Source organism: Kribbella sp. NPDC026611, assembly GCF_040638345.1.
Lineage (GTDB): Bacteria > Actinomycetota > Actinomycetes > Propionibacteriales > Kribbellaceae > Kribbella.
In genome coordinates this window covers 544,137-558,051 of sequence record NZ_JBEZYC010000003.1, presented here as the reverse complement: position 1 = coordinate 558,051, position 13,915 = coordinate 544,137, and the positions used below count along the sequence as shown (strand labels likewise).

Below are 13,915 nucleotides of genomic sequence, written 5' to 3'. Positions count from 1 at the left end.
GTGAGGTCATGGCCGACACTCCGCTGCGTGCGCTGGTCGCGGACGACGAGGAGCCCGCGCTGGCCGAGCTGGTGTACCTGCTGGACCAGGACCCGCGGATCGGGCCGATCCAGACCGCCTCGAACGGGCCGGAGGCGCTGAAGATCCTGCAGGCCACCGACCTGGACGTGGTGTTCTGCGACATCAAGATGCCCGGGCTGGACGGCATCGACCTGGCGCGCGTGCTCTCCAAGTTCAAGTCGCCGCCCAAGATCGTCTTCGTCACCGCCTACGACGAGCACGCGGTAGCGGCCTTCGAGCTCGATGCCGCCGACTACGTGATGAAGCCGGTCCGCGCCGAGCGGCTGGCCGAGGCCGTCCGGCGGGTCACGCAGGGCACACCGGCCGCGCTGAAGTCGCCGGACGAGACGGACGACGAGGTGATCTCGGTGGAGCTCGCCGGAGTGACTCGCTTCGTCCAGCGCTCCACAGTCCGGTACGTCGAGGCGCAGGGCGACTACGCCCGCCTCCACACCGGTCAGAACTCGCACCTGGTCCGCATCCCGCTCAGCACGCTGGAGGAGCGCTGGCGGGACGCCGGCTTCACCCGGATCCACCGCAGTACGCTCGTCGCCCTCGCGCACGTGGATGAGATGCGGGTCGACAGCGGCCGGTGTTCGGTGCGGGTCGGAGACGACTGGTTGCCGGTCAGCCGGCGACACACGCGTGAGCTACGCGACCTCCTGGTCCGTTCGACGTCACTGAGATGAGTACGCCGGAGGGACCGCGCCGGGTCCGCGTCACCAGCCCCCGGACCAGCGCCGCCAGGCGCCCGCTGATCCCTACCGGCGCGCGCGAGATCGACGAGCAGACCCGGCTCGGCGAGGTGTACATGCACACGCTGGTGCAGTCCCAGCTGCGGCTGACGCTCGCGGTGATCGGCAGCGTACTGCTCGTCCTCGGCAGCATCCCGCTGCTGTTCTGGCTGGTCCCGCCCGCACGTACGCTGTCCGTCTTCGGGCTGCCGCTGCCCTGGGTGCTGCTCGGCATCGTCGTCTACCCCGTGGTTTATGTTGCCGCGCGCATCTATGTCCGCAACGCCGAGCGGATCGAGGCGGAGTTCACCGAGTTCGTCGGACGGCAGTAGATGTCCCCGGCGCTCAGCCTGACGGCGATCGGACTGGTGGTGGTGGCAACCATCGCCATCGGTCTGTTCGGGCTGCGGATCTCCCGGACCACCAGCGACTTCTACGTGGCCAGCCGGGCGGTCACGCCGCGCTGGAACGCGTCTGCGATCAGCGGGGAGTATCTGTCCGCTGCATCGTTCCTCGGGGTGGCTGGTCTGGTGCTGGTGAACGGCGCCGACATGCTGTGGTTCTCGGTCGGCTACACCGTGGGCTACCTGATGCTGCTGGTCCTGGTTGCGGCTCCGCTGCGGCGGTCCGGTGCTTACACGCTGCCGGACTTCGCAGAGACACGCTTCGAGTCCGCAGCGGTTCGGCGGATCTGCTCTGGTCTCGTTGTCGGGATCGGGACGCTCTATCTGTTGCCACAGCTGCAGGGAGCCGGGCTGGCGGTCCAGACGGTTACTGGCGCACCACCTCAGTTGGGTGCGGCGATCGTGGCCGTCATCGTGGTCATCAACGTTGCCGCTGGCGGCATGCGGTCGATCACGTTTGTGCAGGCCTTCCAGTACTGGCTCAAGCTGACTGCGCTGGCCGCGCCGGTCTTCGTGATCCTGGTCGCCTGGCATCATCCGGTCGGCGTACTCGACTCGCTCCATGGGGCGGCGGCTGCGTGGGCAGAGCCGTTGTCTCGCGCCGGCGGCCGGGCCCATCCGCTCTACGCCACATACTCGTTGCTATTGGCTCTCTGCTTCGGGACGATGGGGCTTCCCCACGTTCTGGTTCGGTTCTATACCAATCCGGACGGTCGAGCGGCCCGCCGTACGACCGTTGTCGTCCTCGCCTTGCTCGGGCTCTTCTACCTGTTCCCGCCGCTGTACGCCGTGCTCGGGCGGACGTTCGCGCCGGACCTGGTGAGCAGTGGCGCGGACACCGTCGTACTCGCGCTGCCTGGACGGATTTTCCCTGGTACAGCGGGGGATCTGCTCGGTGCGCTGGTCGCGGCTGGTGCGTTTGCGGCCTTCCTGTCCACCTCGTCCGGGTTGACGGTTGCCATCGCTGGAGTGATCGACCAGGACCTGTTGCGGAGCCGGCTGCACAGGTGGACCGGTGGTGACTACGTCGCGGTGAACAGCTTCCGGATCGCCGCACTGGTGGCGATGGTCGTGCCGTACCTGGCCTTCACAGTGACTGGGGCGTTGAGTCTGGCTGACACTGTGGGGCTGGCGTTCGCCGTGGCGTCCTCGACGTTCTGTCCGCTGCTGGTGCTGGGCATCTGGTGGCGCCGGGTGTCCACCACGGGCGCCGCAGCCGGCCTGGTCGTCGGCGGAATCGCAGCCAGCGTCGCCGCCTTGGTGAACGTCGCAGGCGCACCGCACGGCGGTTGGCCACGCGCCCTCGTCGGCCAGCCCGCCGCCTGGACGATGCCCCTCGCCTTCCTCACCGTCATCGTCATCTCCAAACTCACCCCGGACCGCATCCCCGCCGGCACCGCCCGCAGCATGGTCCGCCTCCACACCCCCGAAGCCGTCGACGTCGACCGCGGTCTCCCGAGCCGCTGAACCGCTCGTCGTGGGATTCCTACCGCTCGCCGCAGGGCGGTGATCCACCGGACGACTGGTGTGGTCCGCTGAGCGCTCGTTGCGTGTGGGTGCTCGCGGCGCGACGTGACCCGCGCAACAGTACGGGCAGCCGGCATTACCCCGCCCGGCGTGATCCCTCCTGGAGGTCTCGCGATGAGTGATACGCGCGATCCGGACCTGTCGACGTACCGGGATGTCCAGCTGTCGCCGGACTTCTCCGAGCTGCGCCGCCGGTTCCGGAACTTCGTGTTCCCGATGACTGCGCTGTTCCTGGTCTGGTACTTCGCCTACGTCCTGCTGGCCGACTACGCGCACGGCTTCATGGCGCACAAGGTCGGCGGCAACATCACCGTGGCGCTGCTGTTCGGGCTCGGCCAGTTCGTGTCGACCTTCGCCATCACGCTGATCTACGTCCGGTGGGCCGACCGCCGGCTCGACCCGGATGCGAAGAAGCTGCGTCACCAGATTGAGGGAGCCGACCAGTGAGCGCACCACTCATGTTGCCGTTGGCAACCGACATCGGGAACCCGACCGTCAACATCGTCATCTTCGCGCTGTTCGTGGTCGCCACCCTGGCGATCGTGTTCCGCGCCTCCCGGAACAACCGGACCGCGGCCGACTTCTACGCCGGCGGGCGTTCCTTCACCGGCCCGCAGAACGGCATCGCGATCTCCGGCGACTACCTGTCCGCCGCGTCGTTCCTCGGCATCGCCGGCGCGATCGCGATCAACGGGTACGACGGCTTCCTCTACTCGATCGGCTTCCTGGTCGCGTGGCTAGTTGCGCTGCTACTAGTTGCAGAGCTACTACGGAACACCGGCCGCTTCACGATGGCCGACGTACTGTCGTTCCGCCTCAAGCAGCGTCCGGTCCGGATGGCCGCCGCGATCTCGACGCTGGTGGTCTGCTTCTTCTACCTGCTGGCGCAGATGGCGGGCGCCGGCGGTCTGGTCGCGCTGCTGCTCGGCGTGGACAGCAAGACCGGTCAAGGCATCGTGATCGCCGTTGTCGGCATCATCATGATCACGTACGTGCTGGTCGGTGGCATGAAGGGCACCACCTGGGTCCAGATCATCAAGGCGGCCCTGCTGGTCGTCGGCGCCGGTCTGATGACGCTCTGGGTGCTGGCGAAGTACTCGTTCAACCTCTCCGGCGTGATGGGTGCGGCCGTCGGCAACAGCCCGAAGGCGGGCGACAAGCTGCTCGGCCCGGGTCTCCAGTACGGCGTCACGGGAGTCACCAAGCTCGACTTCATCTCGCTCGCGCTGGCCCTGGTCCTCGGCACCGCGGGGCTCCCGCACGTGCTGATGCGCTTCTACACCGTGCCGGACTCCAAGGAGGCCCGGCGCAGCGTCAGCTGGGCGATCTGGATCATCGGCATCTTCTACCTGTTCACGCTGGTCCTCGGGTACGGCGCGGCCGCGATCGTCGGCCCGGACCGGATCAAGGCCGCACCGGGCAAGGCGAACTCCGCTGCTCCACTGCTCGCCTTCGAGCTCGGTGGCGAAGTACTCCTCGGCGTGATCTCGGCGGTCGCGTTCGCGACGATCCTGGCGGTCGTCGCCGGTCTGACCATCACCGCGAGTACGTCGTTCGCCCACGACATCTACGGTCAGGTGATCAAGAAGGGCCAGATCAGCGGCACCGGCGAGGTCCGCGTGGCGCGGTACACCGCGGTCGTCATCGGCATCGTCGCGATCGTCGGCGGCATCTTCGCCAACGGCCAGAACGTCGCGTTCCTGGTGGCGCTGGCCTTCGCGGTCGCAGCCAGTGCGAACCTGCCGACGATCCTCTACTCGCTGTTCTGGCGCCGCTTCAACACCCGCGGCGCGCTGTGGAGCATCTACGGCGGCTTGGCCTCGGCCATCATCCTGATCGCGTTCAGCCCGGTCGTCTCCGGCAAGGTCGACGCGAAGACCCACAAGAGCCTGTCGATGATCACCGACACCGGCGTCGACTTCCACTGGTTCCCCCTGGACAACCCCGGCATCATCTCCATCCCCCTGGCCTTCCTCCTCGGCATCGTCGGCACCCTCACCAGCAAGGAGCCGGTCGACGTAGACCGCTGGGCCGAAATGGAAGTCCGCTCCCTCACCGGAGCCGGCGCCGAAAAAGCAGTCCACCACTAGACCTGCCAGGCAGGCCCTGCGAACTCAAGCGAACCTGCCTGGCAGCCCCACTCAACAAAAGAAGAAGAGTCAACGAAGCGGGTGGTCAGGTCAACACAGACCTGACCACCCGCTTCATCAGTCAGCCCCGTACCCAGACTTCTCGCGACATCAGCTTCGTCGCGTCGATCGGCGGCAGACCGTCATCGAGTCCACGAAGACGCTGGTAGAGGTCGCGCATCGCCACCTTGTCCGGCAGATGCTCAGTGCCGGCCGCGCTCTCCAGGACCGTGAGTGTGTTGACCAACCGGATCCCACCCACGCCTCGTCCAGCGGCCCGCAAGCGGTCCAGCCGCCTGATCTCGCTGGCCGCTTCGCGCGCGCCTCGTCCGTCATCGATGAGAACGGTGACGGTCTCACCCGTTTCAGCTGCTACGACGGCGTGCGCGATGACCATGGTTTCGCCAAGGTCCTTCGACTGCGCCTTGCGCTCGTGCATGGGCAGCCCAGACAACCTCAGCACAACGGCGGCAAGCTCTGGAGTGAGGTCATCGGACAGGATCTGCATCAGATGATCCGGCAGCTTCCGCCAGACCCGAGCAGCAGTGGCGAACCGTCGATCCTGCGCTGCTTTTCGGAGAACCTCTTGTTGCACGGCCTCTGGGGCACTCAGTGACCCCAACGTGCCGATCAGCAGACGCTCTCTGTTCAGGGAGAAGAAATTCAGACCGGGCCCGGCATCGATGATCGGCCTCGGACTCATCCACCGCTCCGCTGCTGCTGGCCCGAGACGTCTGCGTCATCCAGGCCCGACAGGTCAACGTCGGGCGGCGGTAGCTCAGCACTGCCCGTCCACGGGACAAAGGACTCCCTGACAACGACCCCTGCCTCGCGCAGCTCTGCCTCTGCCTCCTGGACCGTGACGCCGCGCAAAGTAGCGATCGCCTGCACGGGCAGCACGCCTTCGATATACCCATTGATCGCGCGTGCCAGTAAGCGTTGTGGTGCTCGTCGCTGATCCGCGTCGGCCTGCAGGACGTGGTAGTGGTCGCTCCAGCCGAGGCGAACCGCGAGCGTTGGCGTGGTCCACTGTCGCCACTCGTCCTTGACCTGGGTGTCGATCAGATCCGCCTGACACGCCGCGATCGCCGCCATTGCCGGTGACACGAGGAATCGCTGAACGATCGATGAAAGCGTCGACAAGCTGCTCGCATCATGACCGCTGACGAACTGCCTGAGGCCTTCGCGCGGAACGATCAGATTCCGGGCGAAGGCGTCGGCCCGCAGCTCCGTCGGCGTCCGGGCGCTCCACGGCGCCGATGCGCTGTCGCTCCAGTCCTCGAAGAGCACGTGGGCGAGCTCATGTGCCAGGGTGCTCCGCTGGCGCATCGGGTGACGCGTGCGGGCCACACCGATAAATACGGCGTTGCGGCTGGGGTCGCGCATCGTCAGTCCATGCTCATCCGGCCCGGCATCGAGCACCGCGACGTCGATACCCGTCGTCTGTTCGATGGTCGCGACGAGATCGCCCAACGGCTGAACGCCTAGGCGATGCTCCGCGCGGAACCGCTCAGCCGCCTCCCGGCCTTCGGCCTCGGCATCCATCACTCACTCATTTCGCGCATCAGATCGCCACCGGAATCGCCTGATCGTCCAAGTAGCTGTCCAACTCGAGGAAATGGAGCAGAGCCTCACGCATGCCCTGCATGTCGGAGTCATTGGTTGCACGCGCCGCACACTGCACTCGACCGGCCACGTCGCTCAAGCCGGTGAGCTGGGCAACGGTATGGCCAGTCGCTTGAGCGATAGCGATGACTTCCGGCACCTTGGCCACCCGATCGCCGGCGATGATTCGAGACAACGTCGACTGCGAGATACCAGCAGCGTCGGCAAGCCCTCGCTGACTCAGACCCGCTGCCACCCGAGCGCGCTCTATCAGGGCACCGACGTCCGCGGGCAAACTCTCCACCTCCTGAATCACTCTCCTCGTCCGTGATTCAGTATAGCCCCAACAGCCCACCCTTCACCAACACATCAGGCGAGGACAACGGGCCTGATCAGCCCAGTGGCGGCGCAGCGGACGACGACGCCGATCTCCGCCGGAGGAGTCCACTTCGGCGAGCGCCCGTCCCGTCACGGCACAAGGAGGCGCGTGTAGCCCCCGGAAAGGACGCCACTCGCCCCCGCAGCTCAGGCCATCAGCACCCTCGCGTAATGGGCGTGGGAATGACACCACTCACCACTGGAGCACAGGTCACGAGCAGCACCCGGTGACCACGCCGTAGTCACCCGCGAGCGCCAGCGAGCAACCCGCGGGCGGCAGCCCGCAACAAGCCAGCGGCAGCTGGCAGAACGCGAGCGCCAGCTCGCAGGGAGCCGGCGCTAAGCCGGAGTGGGGTGGGAGCGGCGCGTGGCACGGCGAGGAACGAGCCGCGCGTAGCGGCGCGTGGGAATGACACCACTCACCACCTCATCCTCAACTCACCAGCAGCGCCCCGCGGCCACGCTGTCGTCACACGCGAGCGCAGCGAGCAACCCGCGGGCGCCAGCCTGCAACAAGCCAGCGGCAGCTGGCAGGGTGGGTGCGGTAGCTCGCAGCATGCCGGCGCTGAGCCGGAGGGTGGGTGGGAGCGGCGCGTACCACGGCGACGAAGGAGCCGGGCGTTGCGGTGCGTGGGAGGGTTTTAGAACTTGAGGGTGGGCCAGAGTTTGAAGAAGGCTTTGCGGGAGGTGTGGCCTCGGTGTTCTTCGGCTGCGTGGAGGCGGCCGAAGGTGAAGGCGTTGCCGCCGTCGAGGTGGACCTGGACTGCTAGGTCGCGGAGGAGGTCGCGGGAGACCACGCTGTCCTGGTGTTCGCCGAGGACCTCCTGGACTTCTTCGGCGCGGGTCGCGAGGTCCTTGGCTTCGGAGCCGAGGACGGGCAGCGCGGACTCCCCGGCGTACCGCAGGCGCTTCGCCGACTTGCGGACCTCGTGCAGCTCGTGGTCCTGCGCCTCGACCGTCTCCGCCTTCTCAGATCGGCGGACCGCCTTGCGCATCCGCTTGTAGTCGTGCTCGAGCAGCTCGTGCAGCTGCTTCTTCGCCTTCCGGTCACCCCCGGTCACCGGCGGCTTCGCGAGCAGATCGTCCAGCATGTCGAGCAGCCGGAAGTACCGCTCGCTCTCCAGCGCCGCCAGCGCATCCACCCGGCCCTTCTTGTACACCGCCCGCAGGTGGTCGTCGATCCGACCGGCTACGCGACCCATCACCAGCTCGGCCGGCTGCTCCGCGACCTCCGCGGCAAAGTGCTCCCGCTGGACCTCCGCGTCCCGTGCCGCGCCCAGCTCGCCGGCCAGCCACTTCAGCTCGTCCCGGATCGGGTCGCCGATCTCCCGGTCGATCACCGGGCGGTACGTCGCCAGCGCCGACCGCAGCCGCCGCGTCGCCACCCGGAACTTGTGGATCGCGTCCGGGACGTCCCGCCGTACTTCGGGGTCGCGCTCGTGGATCGCCCGCACCTGCGCCGCGGCGTACGCGCGGAACAGGTCCGACGTGAGCGGCTTCGCCGGTACCTCGAACTCCTCCTTCACCGGGACCCGCTTGCCGAGCGCACGCGCCAGCTTGCTCGGCCCAGCGGCCGGACGGGCACCAGCGGCCTTCAACAGCTCGCCTGCGTCCTCCAGCAGGAGCTTGTCGCCCCCGACAAGCTCCACCTCCCACTCACGCCAGCTCTCGGGCTCGCCACCCGCTACGGTCGCCGTGACGTGGTCGTCGGCAAGCTCCGCGAGTACTGCGCCCTCCGCGTCGAGCAACCGGTGTACGACGCGCCGCGTGGCCAATGTCACCACCGGCGAGAGCTCGTGATCCCGCACGTACACCCGCACCGAGCGAACCACGGCGATCGGCACACTGCGCGTGGATCGACCCAGCGGGTGCTGGACCTCGAGCCGCTCACCAGAAGACACCGGGAACTTCACGTGCCACCCATCGTCCTCGCCACCGGTCCGTCGGCGCAGCGTCACCTTGTTGGCCGCCAGGTCGAGCGCAGGGGTGTCGTAGTACTCAGCCACGAGGTCGAGCTCCACCGGCTGGGCCACACTCGCGACACCGGGCAGCTCGTGCAACGGCGGCAGGATCACGCTCTCGTCGACGTCGTACTTCGTCTCGATTTCTCGCTGCTCAGTGGGGGGCATGGTTCCTGTTTACCAGGCGTTCATGAACTGGTCAGCTGATCGCCCGCAGTTCGGCGACGAGCCGTTCCAGATCCCGGTCGGGTACTCCGTTGGTCCGCCCGCGGAGCTGTTTGCGCTGATTCCGGTTCAGCCGCCACCAGACCAGAGTCACCAAGCCGAGTAGTCCGATCATCGTCGCCCCAATGCCTTGAAGAACGTGTAGTGAAAGGTGCCGCCGGGTTCCGCGGACCGCTCGAGGTCGCGGCGGCCGGTGGCCCACTCCTGTTCGGTGCGGAGGCCGGCGGCGAGCGCGCGGTCGCGGACGGAGTCGACCATCGCGATGAAGGTCTTGCGGGTGAAGCCGTCGACCAGGTGCGGGAGGGTCTGGTCGGCGTACACGGTGCGCGGTACGGCGTGGACGTCGTCGTACCCGGCGTCGGTCAGGAGCGGCTGGAGGCGCCGCCCGATGAGCGAGTCGCCGCCGGCCCGGGCCTGCAGGTCGACGAGGCAGTTGATGTTCGCCTGCGCCGCCGGGCTGTGCGGATGGAAGAACGCGGACCCGTGGTCGCCCTCGATCACGGTGATGGTGCCACCGGGTTTGAGCCGCGCGCGGAGGTTGCGGAGGGTGGCGCGCGGGTCGGGGACGTGCTCCAGCACGAAGCAGACGAACACGTGGTCGAAGTCTCCGTCCGGGAGGTCGTGCAGGTCGGTGTGCCGCCAGTCGACCCGGGCCTCCGGAGCCTCCGCCGCGACCCGTGCCTTCGCCTGGGTCAGCGACTCCTCTGACAGATCAACCGCCACCAGCTCGATCCCCGGACTCCGGGTGACGAGCTGCACGGTCTGCGCGCCCACCCCGCAGCCCGCCTCGAGCACCCGACTCCCGGCCGGGTACTGCGTACCTCCGTGCAGCAGCTCCGCCAGCGTCGACGCCTGGTCCGCCAGCCGCCGCGTCTCCGCCGCCGTGTACCCGTGCACGTAGTCAGTTCCCATACCTCCACGGTCCCGCCACAATGGACCAGTGAACAGGTCCAATCCACCCAAAATTGGCCAGTCCAAACCTCGGACACCCATCGGCCACCAAGGCTCGGGCGCGGATTTCCTGCAGCTGGATCCGTCCGAGGCGCCGCTCGGGGGCCTGTCGGACTGGCTCACCGACCGCCTTCGCAGCGCGATCTCCGACGGGCGCCTTCCGGTCGGCACCCGGCTGCCCGCCACTCGGACCCTCGCCACGGACCTGAAGCTCTCGAGAGGCGTTGTCACTGAGGCCTACCAGCGCCTGACCGAAGACGGCCACATTGCCGGCCGAGGACGCGGTGGCACGGTGGTTGTGGCGGCGCCGCCCCGGACCGCTGCCCCACCTAGGAGCGCAGCGGCAGGGAGTACTCGAGGTGGAGTGGTTGTCGAGCAGCCCGGGTTGGAGGTGTTCGACAGTTTGCGCGGAGCCGGCGCCCGCGTGGACTTGACGCCAGGAGTACCGGACTTGGGGGCGTTTCCGCGGACGGCCTGGCTGCGGGCCGAGCGGATGGTTCTGGCGGATCTGGAATCGGCGGCGTTCGGGTACGGCGATCCGGCAGGCACGCCCGCACTGCGAAGGGCAGTAGCGACGTGGCTGGCGCGGAATCGAGGCGTTAACGCGGACCCCGAGGACCTGATCATCGTCGCCGGCGTCGCCCAGGCCATCGGGCTCGTGGCGCAGGTGTTCAAGCAGCGCGGTATCGGCGAGATCGCCGTCGAGGATCCCGGCTCGCTGGGCTCCCGGCAACACTTGCAGCTGTGGGGCATGCAGACCCCGCCGATCCCGGTCGACGCCGCCGGCCTGCGCGTCGACGTACTGCGGGAGTCCAACGCGCCGGCTGTCATGGTCACCCCCGCCCACCACTTCCCGACCGGTGTCGTGCTCGAAGGCGAGCGCCGGCGCGACCTGATCGCCTGGGCCGCGGCCGGTGGCCTGATCATCGAGGACGACTACGACGCCGAGCACCGCTACGACCGTCCGCCCGTACCCGCCCTCCGCGCGATGCTGTCCGATCAGGTCATCTACACCGGCAGCATCTCCAAGCTCCTCGCCCCCTCGCTCCGGATCGGCTGGATGCTGCCGCCGGCGGAGTACAAGGAGGAGCTGATCGGCAGGAAGCGCCTCGCCGACCTCGGCAACGCGGCGCTCCCGCAGCTCACCCTCGCCCACCTGATGACGTCCGGCGAGCTCGAACGCCAGCTCCGCCTGCTCCGCCGTCGGCACCGCACCCGCCGCGACACCATGGTCCGCGCCATCCACACCTACTTGCCCACAGCAACCGTCCACGGCGCGGCCGCCGGCCTGCACCTGACCATCACCTTCGACGACGGCACCAACGACGTCGAGCTAGCCGCGGCTGCCCTCCGCGAGGGCGTCAAGACCCACCCGCTGTCCTGGCACTGCCAGCTGCCCCACGCGCCCGGCCTCGTCCTCGGGTACGCCGCCCGCACGCCGACCGAGATCACCGAAGCGATCGCGACCATCGCCCATGTCAAGTAGTCAGCGCGTGTACAGCGGCGACATCGCCAGCGCGAACTGCGTCATCAGGTCGGGGTTGAGCGCCCGTGCCGGGAGCGGAACCAGGTCGATCAGCTTGTCGTCGCCGACGCGGATCGTCGTCCGGCCGGTGGCGGTGTCGATGTACCCCTCGTCGCCGAGCGGGATCGACTGCGAGGTGGACGCCTTCGCGAGCGGAGCCATCAGCGCCTTCGCGTTCGGGGTACGGCGAACCGTCGTGTAGAGGACGCTCGCCGGGTTCGCCCAGCCGCAGACCGGGTCGCCGATCAGCGTCTGGCCATCACGCCGGACCACCGCCGGCGCACCCATCACCTTCGCCGCCGCCGACGTCCCGTGGTCGCAGTCCGGCCGCGTGATCTTCAGCTCCGCATCGGGCAGGCCGGGCGTCTGCCGCACGACCTCCTGACCGAGTACGACGTACTTCGCCGGCGTCGCCTTCGGCCCCGCGAGCCTGTAGAGCTTCCCGTTCAGCAGGAACACGACGAAGGTGCTGGTCCCGAAGCCGCCTTGACCGATCGCCGCGGGCAACGCCTTCTCGCCCTTGGTCGCGACGTACGCCTGCCGCGCCGCTGCCAGCGTCGCGGCAGTTGCCGGCAGCACCGAAGTCTCGACCCTCAGCACCGGGCCGGTGGCGCTCATGCTGAGCGCCAACTCGCAGACGTCGTACGTCGGGAACCCGAAGTCGGCCGGCAAGGTCTTCGGCTGGATGGTCACCACCGGCACCGCCAGCGTCGACTGCACCAACTGCTGGTCCATCCGCACGCACAAGGTGTCGGCAACCTTCGACGACGCCGGGCCGCTGGGCGTCTCCGACGGGGACGGTGTGTCCGACGCGGACGGCGTACTCACGGAGACCAGCGGCGGCGCGCTCGGCGCGTCCTCCTGCCCCGGCCCACCACACCCCGCCAGCGCGGCAAAGGCCAGCCCAGCAACGACTACCCGGCGGATACGCATGATGACTGGAACTCTAGCTGGCGGCGCGAAGGTCCCTCTCGCGTACTGCGTGTTCGTCCGTGCGGGCGTCGTACCGCCAGAACTCACGCAGCCAGATCGCCGTCCCGATCACGCCGGCGACGCACATCACCCCGCCGCTGACGATCGCGGTCCGTACGCCGGTCAGGTCGGCGACCAGCCCGGACCGGGCCTGCCCGCCGAGCGGCCCGAGCGAGTAGCCGAGCATCTCGATCCCCGCCAGCCGGCCTCTCATCTCGTCCGGGATCGTCTGGTTCCAGATAACTGAACGGAACAGCACGGAGACCATGTCCGCACCGCCCGCCACCGCGAAGCAGGCGATCGCGACCCAGATGTTCGGGGCCAGCCCAGCCAATCCGACCGCCGCACCCCAGCCGATCGTGGCCAGCACCACCGCGCGCCCCTGGTGGTGGACATGCTTGGCCCAGCCGCTGGTGAGACTCGCGCACATCGCCCCGATGGCTTCAGCGCTGTAGAGGAGCCCCAGCAGCTTCGGCTCCTTCAAGATCTCGGTCGCGAACGCCGGAAACAGCACGATCGGCATCGCCAGGAACATCCCGACCATGTCGACCACATAGGTGGCCAGCAGGTCCTTTCGGCGGAACGCGTACACGATCCCGCCACCGATCGCCCGCAGACTCGGCGGCGTGCTGTGCTCACTGGTCTTGTACGAGCCGAGCCCGAGGTACATGAGCGTAGCGACTACCAGCCCGGTCAGCTCGACCGCAAAGGCCCACGTCACGCCCACTGAACCGACCAGGACACCACCAACGGCCGGTCCGGCGAGCTGACCGACCTGCATGGTCAAGGAGCTCAGCGCGACAGCGGCAGGGATCTGCGCATGCCCCACGACCCGAGGCAGCAGCGCCTCGCGGCTCGGACGCTGCAGCGACATGGCTACTGCGTTCAGACCGCCGCACAGGTAGATCACCCAGACCTGCGGATGCGCCAGCAGGCTGTTGCTGAGCAGGGCCGCGGAGATCAGCACCTGAGCGATCCCGGTGCCCACCAGCAGCTTCCGCCGGTCCACATGGTCCGCCAGCGCACCGCCGTACAGCCCGAACACGACGAGTGGCGCGATCGTCACCAGACCCATGGCGCCGACCGCGAAGTTGGAGCCGGTCAGTTTGTACAGCTGGAACGGCAGAGCGACGTACCCGACCATGCCGCCGAGGAAGAAGACCGTCCCCGAGACCAGCAGGATGCGGAAGTCACGGGATGCACGCCACGGAGTCAGATCAACACGCAACCGGGCCAGTCGCGCGCGGAAACTTGCTGCCACTGGCACATAGTGTCATCGCCAACCACCTTCGACGAACCTGTTTGTCCCTACCGTGAGACGCAGACCCGGCAGGACCGGCGAGCCGCGGCGTCCTGGGGGCGCCGCGGCTCGACCTTTCGACCACGATCGAAAGGCCCGGGCCGCGCACCCCCCGCCCCCTACCTTGGGAACCGTTTTGTTGCC

Annotated in this window: 14 protein-coding genes and 1 pseudogene; 7 read left to right on the top strand and 8 right to left on the bottom strand. The window is 68.2% G+C overall.

Translation table 11 applies throughout. From position 1 onward, the window contains the following. Nucleotides 1-8: 8 nt before the first annotated feature. The 5 genes from AB0E69_RS14535 to AB0E69_RS14515 all read left to right on the top strand — a co-directional run bounded on the left by AB0E69_RS14535 (nt 9) and on the right by AB0E69_RS14515 (nt 4,815). The gene (locus AB0E69_RS14535) at nt 9-749 is read left to right on the top strand and encodes a LytTR family DNA-binding domain-containing protein (RefSeq protein ID WP_360144389.1); all 741 of its coding nucleotides are present in this window, start codon (nt 9-11) and stop codon (nt 747-749) included. Continuing rightward, nucleotides 746-1,126: a hypothetical protein gene (locus AB0E69_RS14530; protein ID WP_360144386.1), complete on the top strand. Its 381-nt coding sequence runs from the start codon at nt 746-748 to the stop codon at nt 1,124-1,126. The genes AB0E69_RS14535 and AB0E69_RS14530 overlap by 4 nt, the downstream gene beginning before the upstream one ends. Continuing rightward, a complete protein-coding gene (locus AB0E69_RS14525; RefSeq protein ID WP_360144383.1) occupies nt 1,127-2,665 on the top strand; it encodes a cation acetate symporter in 1,539 nt (512 codons plus the stop codon). Between the two features lie 174 nt (nt 2,666-2,839). Further along, the gene (locus AB0E69_RS14520) at nt 2,840-3,172 is read left to right on the top strand and encodes a DUF485 domain-containing protein (RefSeq protein ID WP_360144380.1); all 333 of its coding nucleotides are present in this window, start codon (nt 2,840-2,842) and stop codon (nt 3,170-3,172) included. An 11-nt stretch (nt 3,173-3,183) separates the two neighbouring features. Continuing rightward, nucleotides 3,184-4,815: a cation acetate symporter gene (locus tag AB0E69_RS14515; protein ID WP_360145946.1), complete on the top strand. Its 1,632-nt coding sequence runs from the start codon at nt 3,184-3,186 to the stop codon at nt 4,813-4,815. A gap of 121 nt (nt 4,816-4,936) precedes the next feature. Here the strand turns inward: AB0E69_RS14515 and AB0E69_RS14510 are convergent, their stop codons facing one another. The 6 genes from AB0E69_RS14510 to AB0E69_RS14485 all read right to left on the bottom strand — a co-directional run bounded on the left by AB0E69_RS14510 (nt 4,937) and on the right by AB0E69_RS14485 (nt 9,935). Next, the gene (locus AB0E69_RS14510; RefSeq protein WP_360144377.1) at nt 4,937-5,557 is read right to left on the bottom strand and encodes a hypothetical protein; all 621 of its coding nucleotides are present in this window, start codon (nt 5,555-5,557) and stop codon (nt 4,937-4,939) included. After that, nucleotides 5,554-6,399, bottom strand: a complete 846-nt coding sequence (locus AB0E69_RS14505; RefSeq protein WP_360144374.1) for an ImmA/IrrE family metallo-endopeptidase — start codon at nt 6,397-6,399, stop codon at nt 5,554-5,556. The genes AB0E69_RS14510 and AB0E69_RS14505 overlap by 4 nt, the downstream gene beginning before the upstream one ends. 19 nt (nt 6,400-6,418) lie before the next feature. Continuing rightward, nucleotides 6,419-6,775, bottom strand: a complete 357-nt coding sequence (locus AB0E69_RS14500) for a helix-turn-helix transcriptional regulator (protein WP_360144371.1) — start codon at nt 6,773-6,775, stop codon at nt 6,419-6,421. Between the two features lie 703 nt (nt 6,776-7,478). Then, on the bottom strand, nt 7,479-8,966 hold the full coding sequence (locus AB0E69_RS14495; RefSeq protein ID WP_360144368.1) for a CYTH and CHAD domain-containing protein: 1,488 nt from the start codon (nt 8,964-8,966) through the stop codon (nt 7,479-7,481). A 31-nt stretch (nt 8,967-8,997) separates the two neighbouring features. After that, nucleotides 8,998-9,138, bottom strand: coding sequence for a hypothetical protein (locus AB0E69_RS14490; protein WP_360144365.1), 141 nt, complete (start codon nt 9,136-9,138; stop codon nt 8,998-9,000). Next, a complete protein-coding gene (locus AB0E69_RS14485) occupies nt 9,135-9,935 on the bottom strand; it encodes a methyltransferase (protein WP_360144362.1) in 801 nt (266 codons plus the stop codon). Before AB0E69_RS14485 ends, AB0E69_RS14490 begins: the two co-directional genes overlap by 4 nt. 28 nt (nt 9,936-9,963) lie before the next feature. Between AB0E69_RS14485 and AB0E69_RS14480 the strand changes: the two are divergent. Further along, nucleotides 9,964-10,260: pseudogene (locus AB0E69_RS14480) on the top strand (winged helix-turn-helix domain-containing protein); the annotation flags it as partial. A gap of 138 nt (nt 10,261-10,398) precedes the next feature. Continuing rightward, the gene (locus AB0E69_RS14475; protein ID WP_360145943.1) at nt 10,399-11,460 is read left to right on the top strand and encodes a PLP-dependent aminotransferase family protein; all 1,062 of its coding nucleotides are present in this window, start codon (nt 10,399-10,401) and stop codon (nt 11,458-11,460) included. Here the strand turns inward: AB0E69_RS14475 and AB0E69_RS14470 are convergent, their stop codons facing one another. Together AB0E69_RS14470 and AB0E69_RS14465 are read right to left on the bottom strand one after the other, a co-directional pair. Beyond that, complete coding sequence (locus AB0E69_RS14470) at nt 11,461-12,432, bottom strand: hypothetical protein (RefSeq protein ID WP_360144359.1); 972 nt, start codon at nt 12,430-12,432, stop codon at nt 11,461-11,463. Between the two features lie 13 nt (nt 12,433-12,445). Next, on the bottom strand, nt 12,446-13,732 hold the full coding sequence (locus tag AB0E69_RS14465; protein WP_360144356.1) for an MFS transporter: 1,287 nt from the start codon (nt 13,730-13,732) through the stop codon (nt 12,446-12,448). Between the last annotated feature and the right edge of the window lie 183 nt (nt 13,733-13,915).

Coding starts and splice junctions, on each gene's coding strand:
- AB0E69_RS14520 (WP_360144380.1), top strand. CDS start 2,840: ATGAGTGATACGCGCGATCCGGACCTGTCGACGTACCGGGATGTCCAG.
- AB0E69_RS14510 (WP_360144377.1), bottom strand. CDS start 5,557: ATGAGTCCGAGGCCGATCATCGATGCCGGGCCCGGTCTGAATTTCTTC.
- AB0E69_RS14490 (WP_360144365.1), bottom strand. CDS start 9,138: ATGATCGGACTACTCGGCTTGGTGACTCTGGTCTGGTGGCGGCTGAAC.
- AB0E69_RS14515 (WP_360145946.1), top strand. CDS start 3,184: ATGTTGCCGTTGGCAACCGACATCGGGAACCCGACCGTCAACATCGTC.
- AB0E69_RS14505 (WP_360144374.1), bottom strand. CDS start 6,399: ATGGATGCCGAGGCCGAAGGCCGGGAGGCGGCTGAGCGGTTCCGCGCG.
- AB0E69_RS14530 (WP_360144386.1), top strand. CDS start 746: ATGAGTACGCCGGAGGGACCGCGCCGGGTCCGCGTCACCAGCCCCCGG.
- AB0E69_RS14485 (WP_360144362.1), bottom strand. CDS start 9,935: ATGGGAACTGACTACGTGCACGGGTACACGGCGGCGGAGACGCGGCGG.
- AB0E69_RS14495 (WP_360144368.1), bottom strand. CDS start 8,966: ATGCCCCCCACTGAGCAGCGAGAAATCGAGACGAAGTACGACGTCGAC.
- AB0E69_RS14470 (WP_360144359.1), bottom strand. CDS start 12,432: ATGCGTATCCGCCGGGTAGTCGTTGCTGGGCTGGCCTTTGCCGCGCTG.
- AB0E69_RS14525 (WP_360144383.1), top strand. CDS start 1,127: ATGTCCCCGGCGCTCAGCCTGACGGCGATCGGACTGGTGGTGGTGGCA.
- AB0E69_RS14535 (WP_360144389.1), top strand. CDS start 9: ATGGCCGACACTCCGCTGCGTGCGCTGGTCGCGGACGACGAGGAGCCC.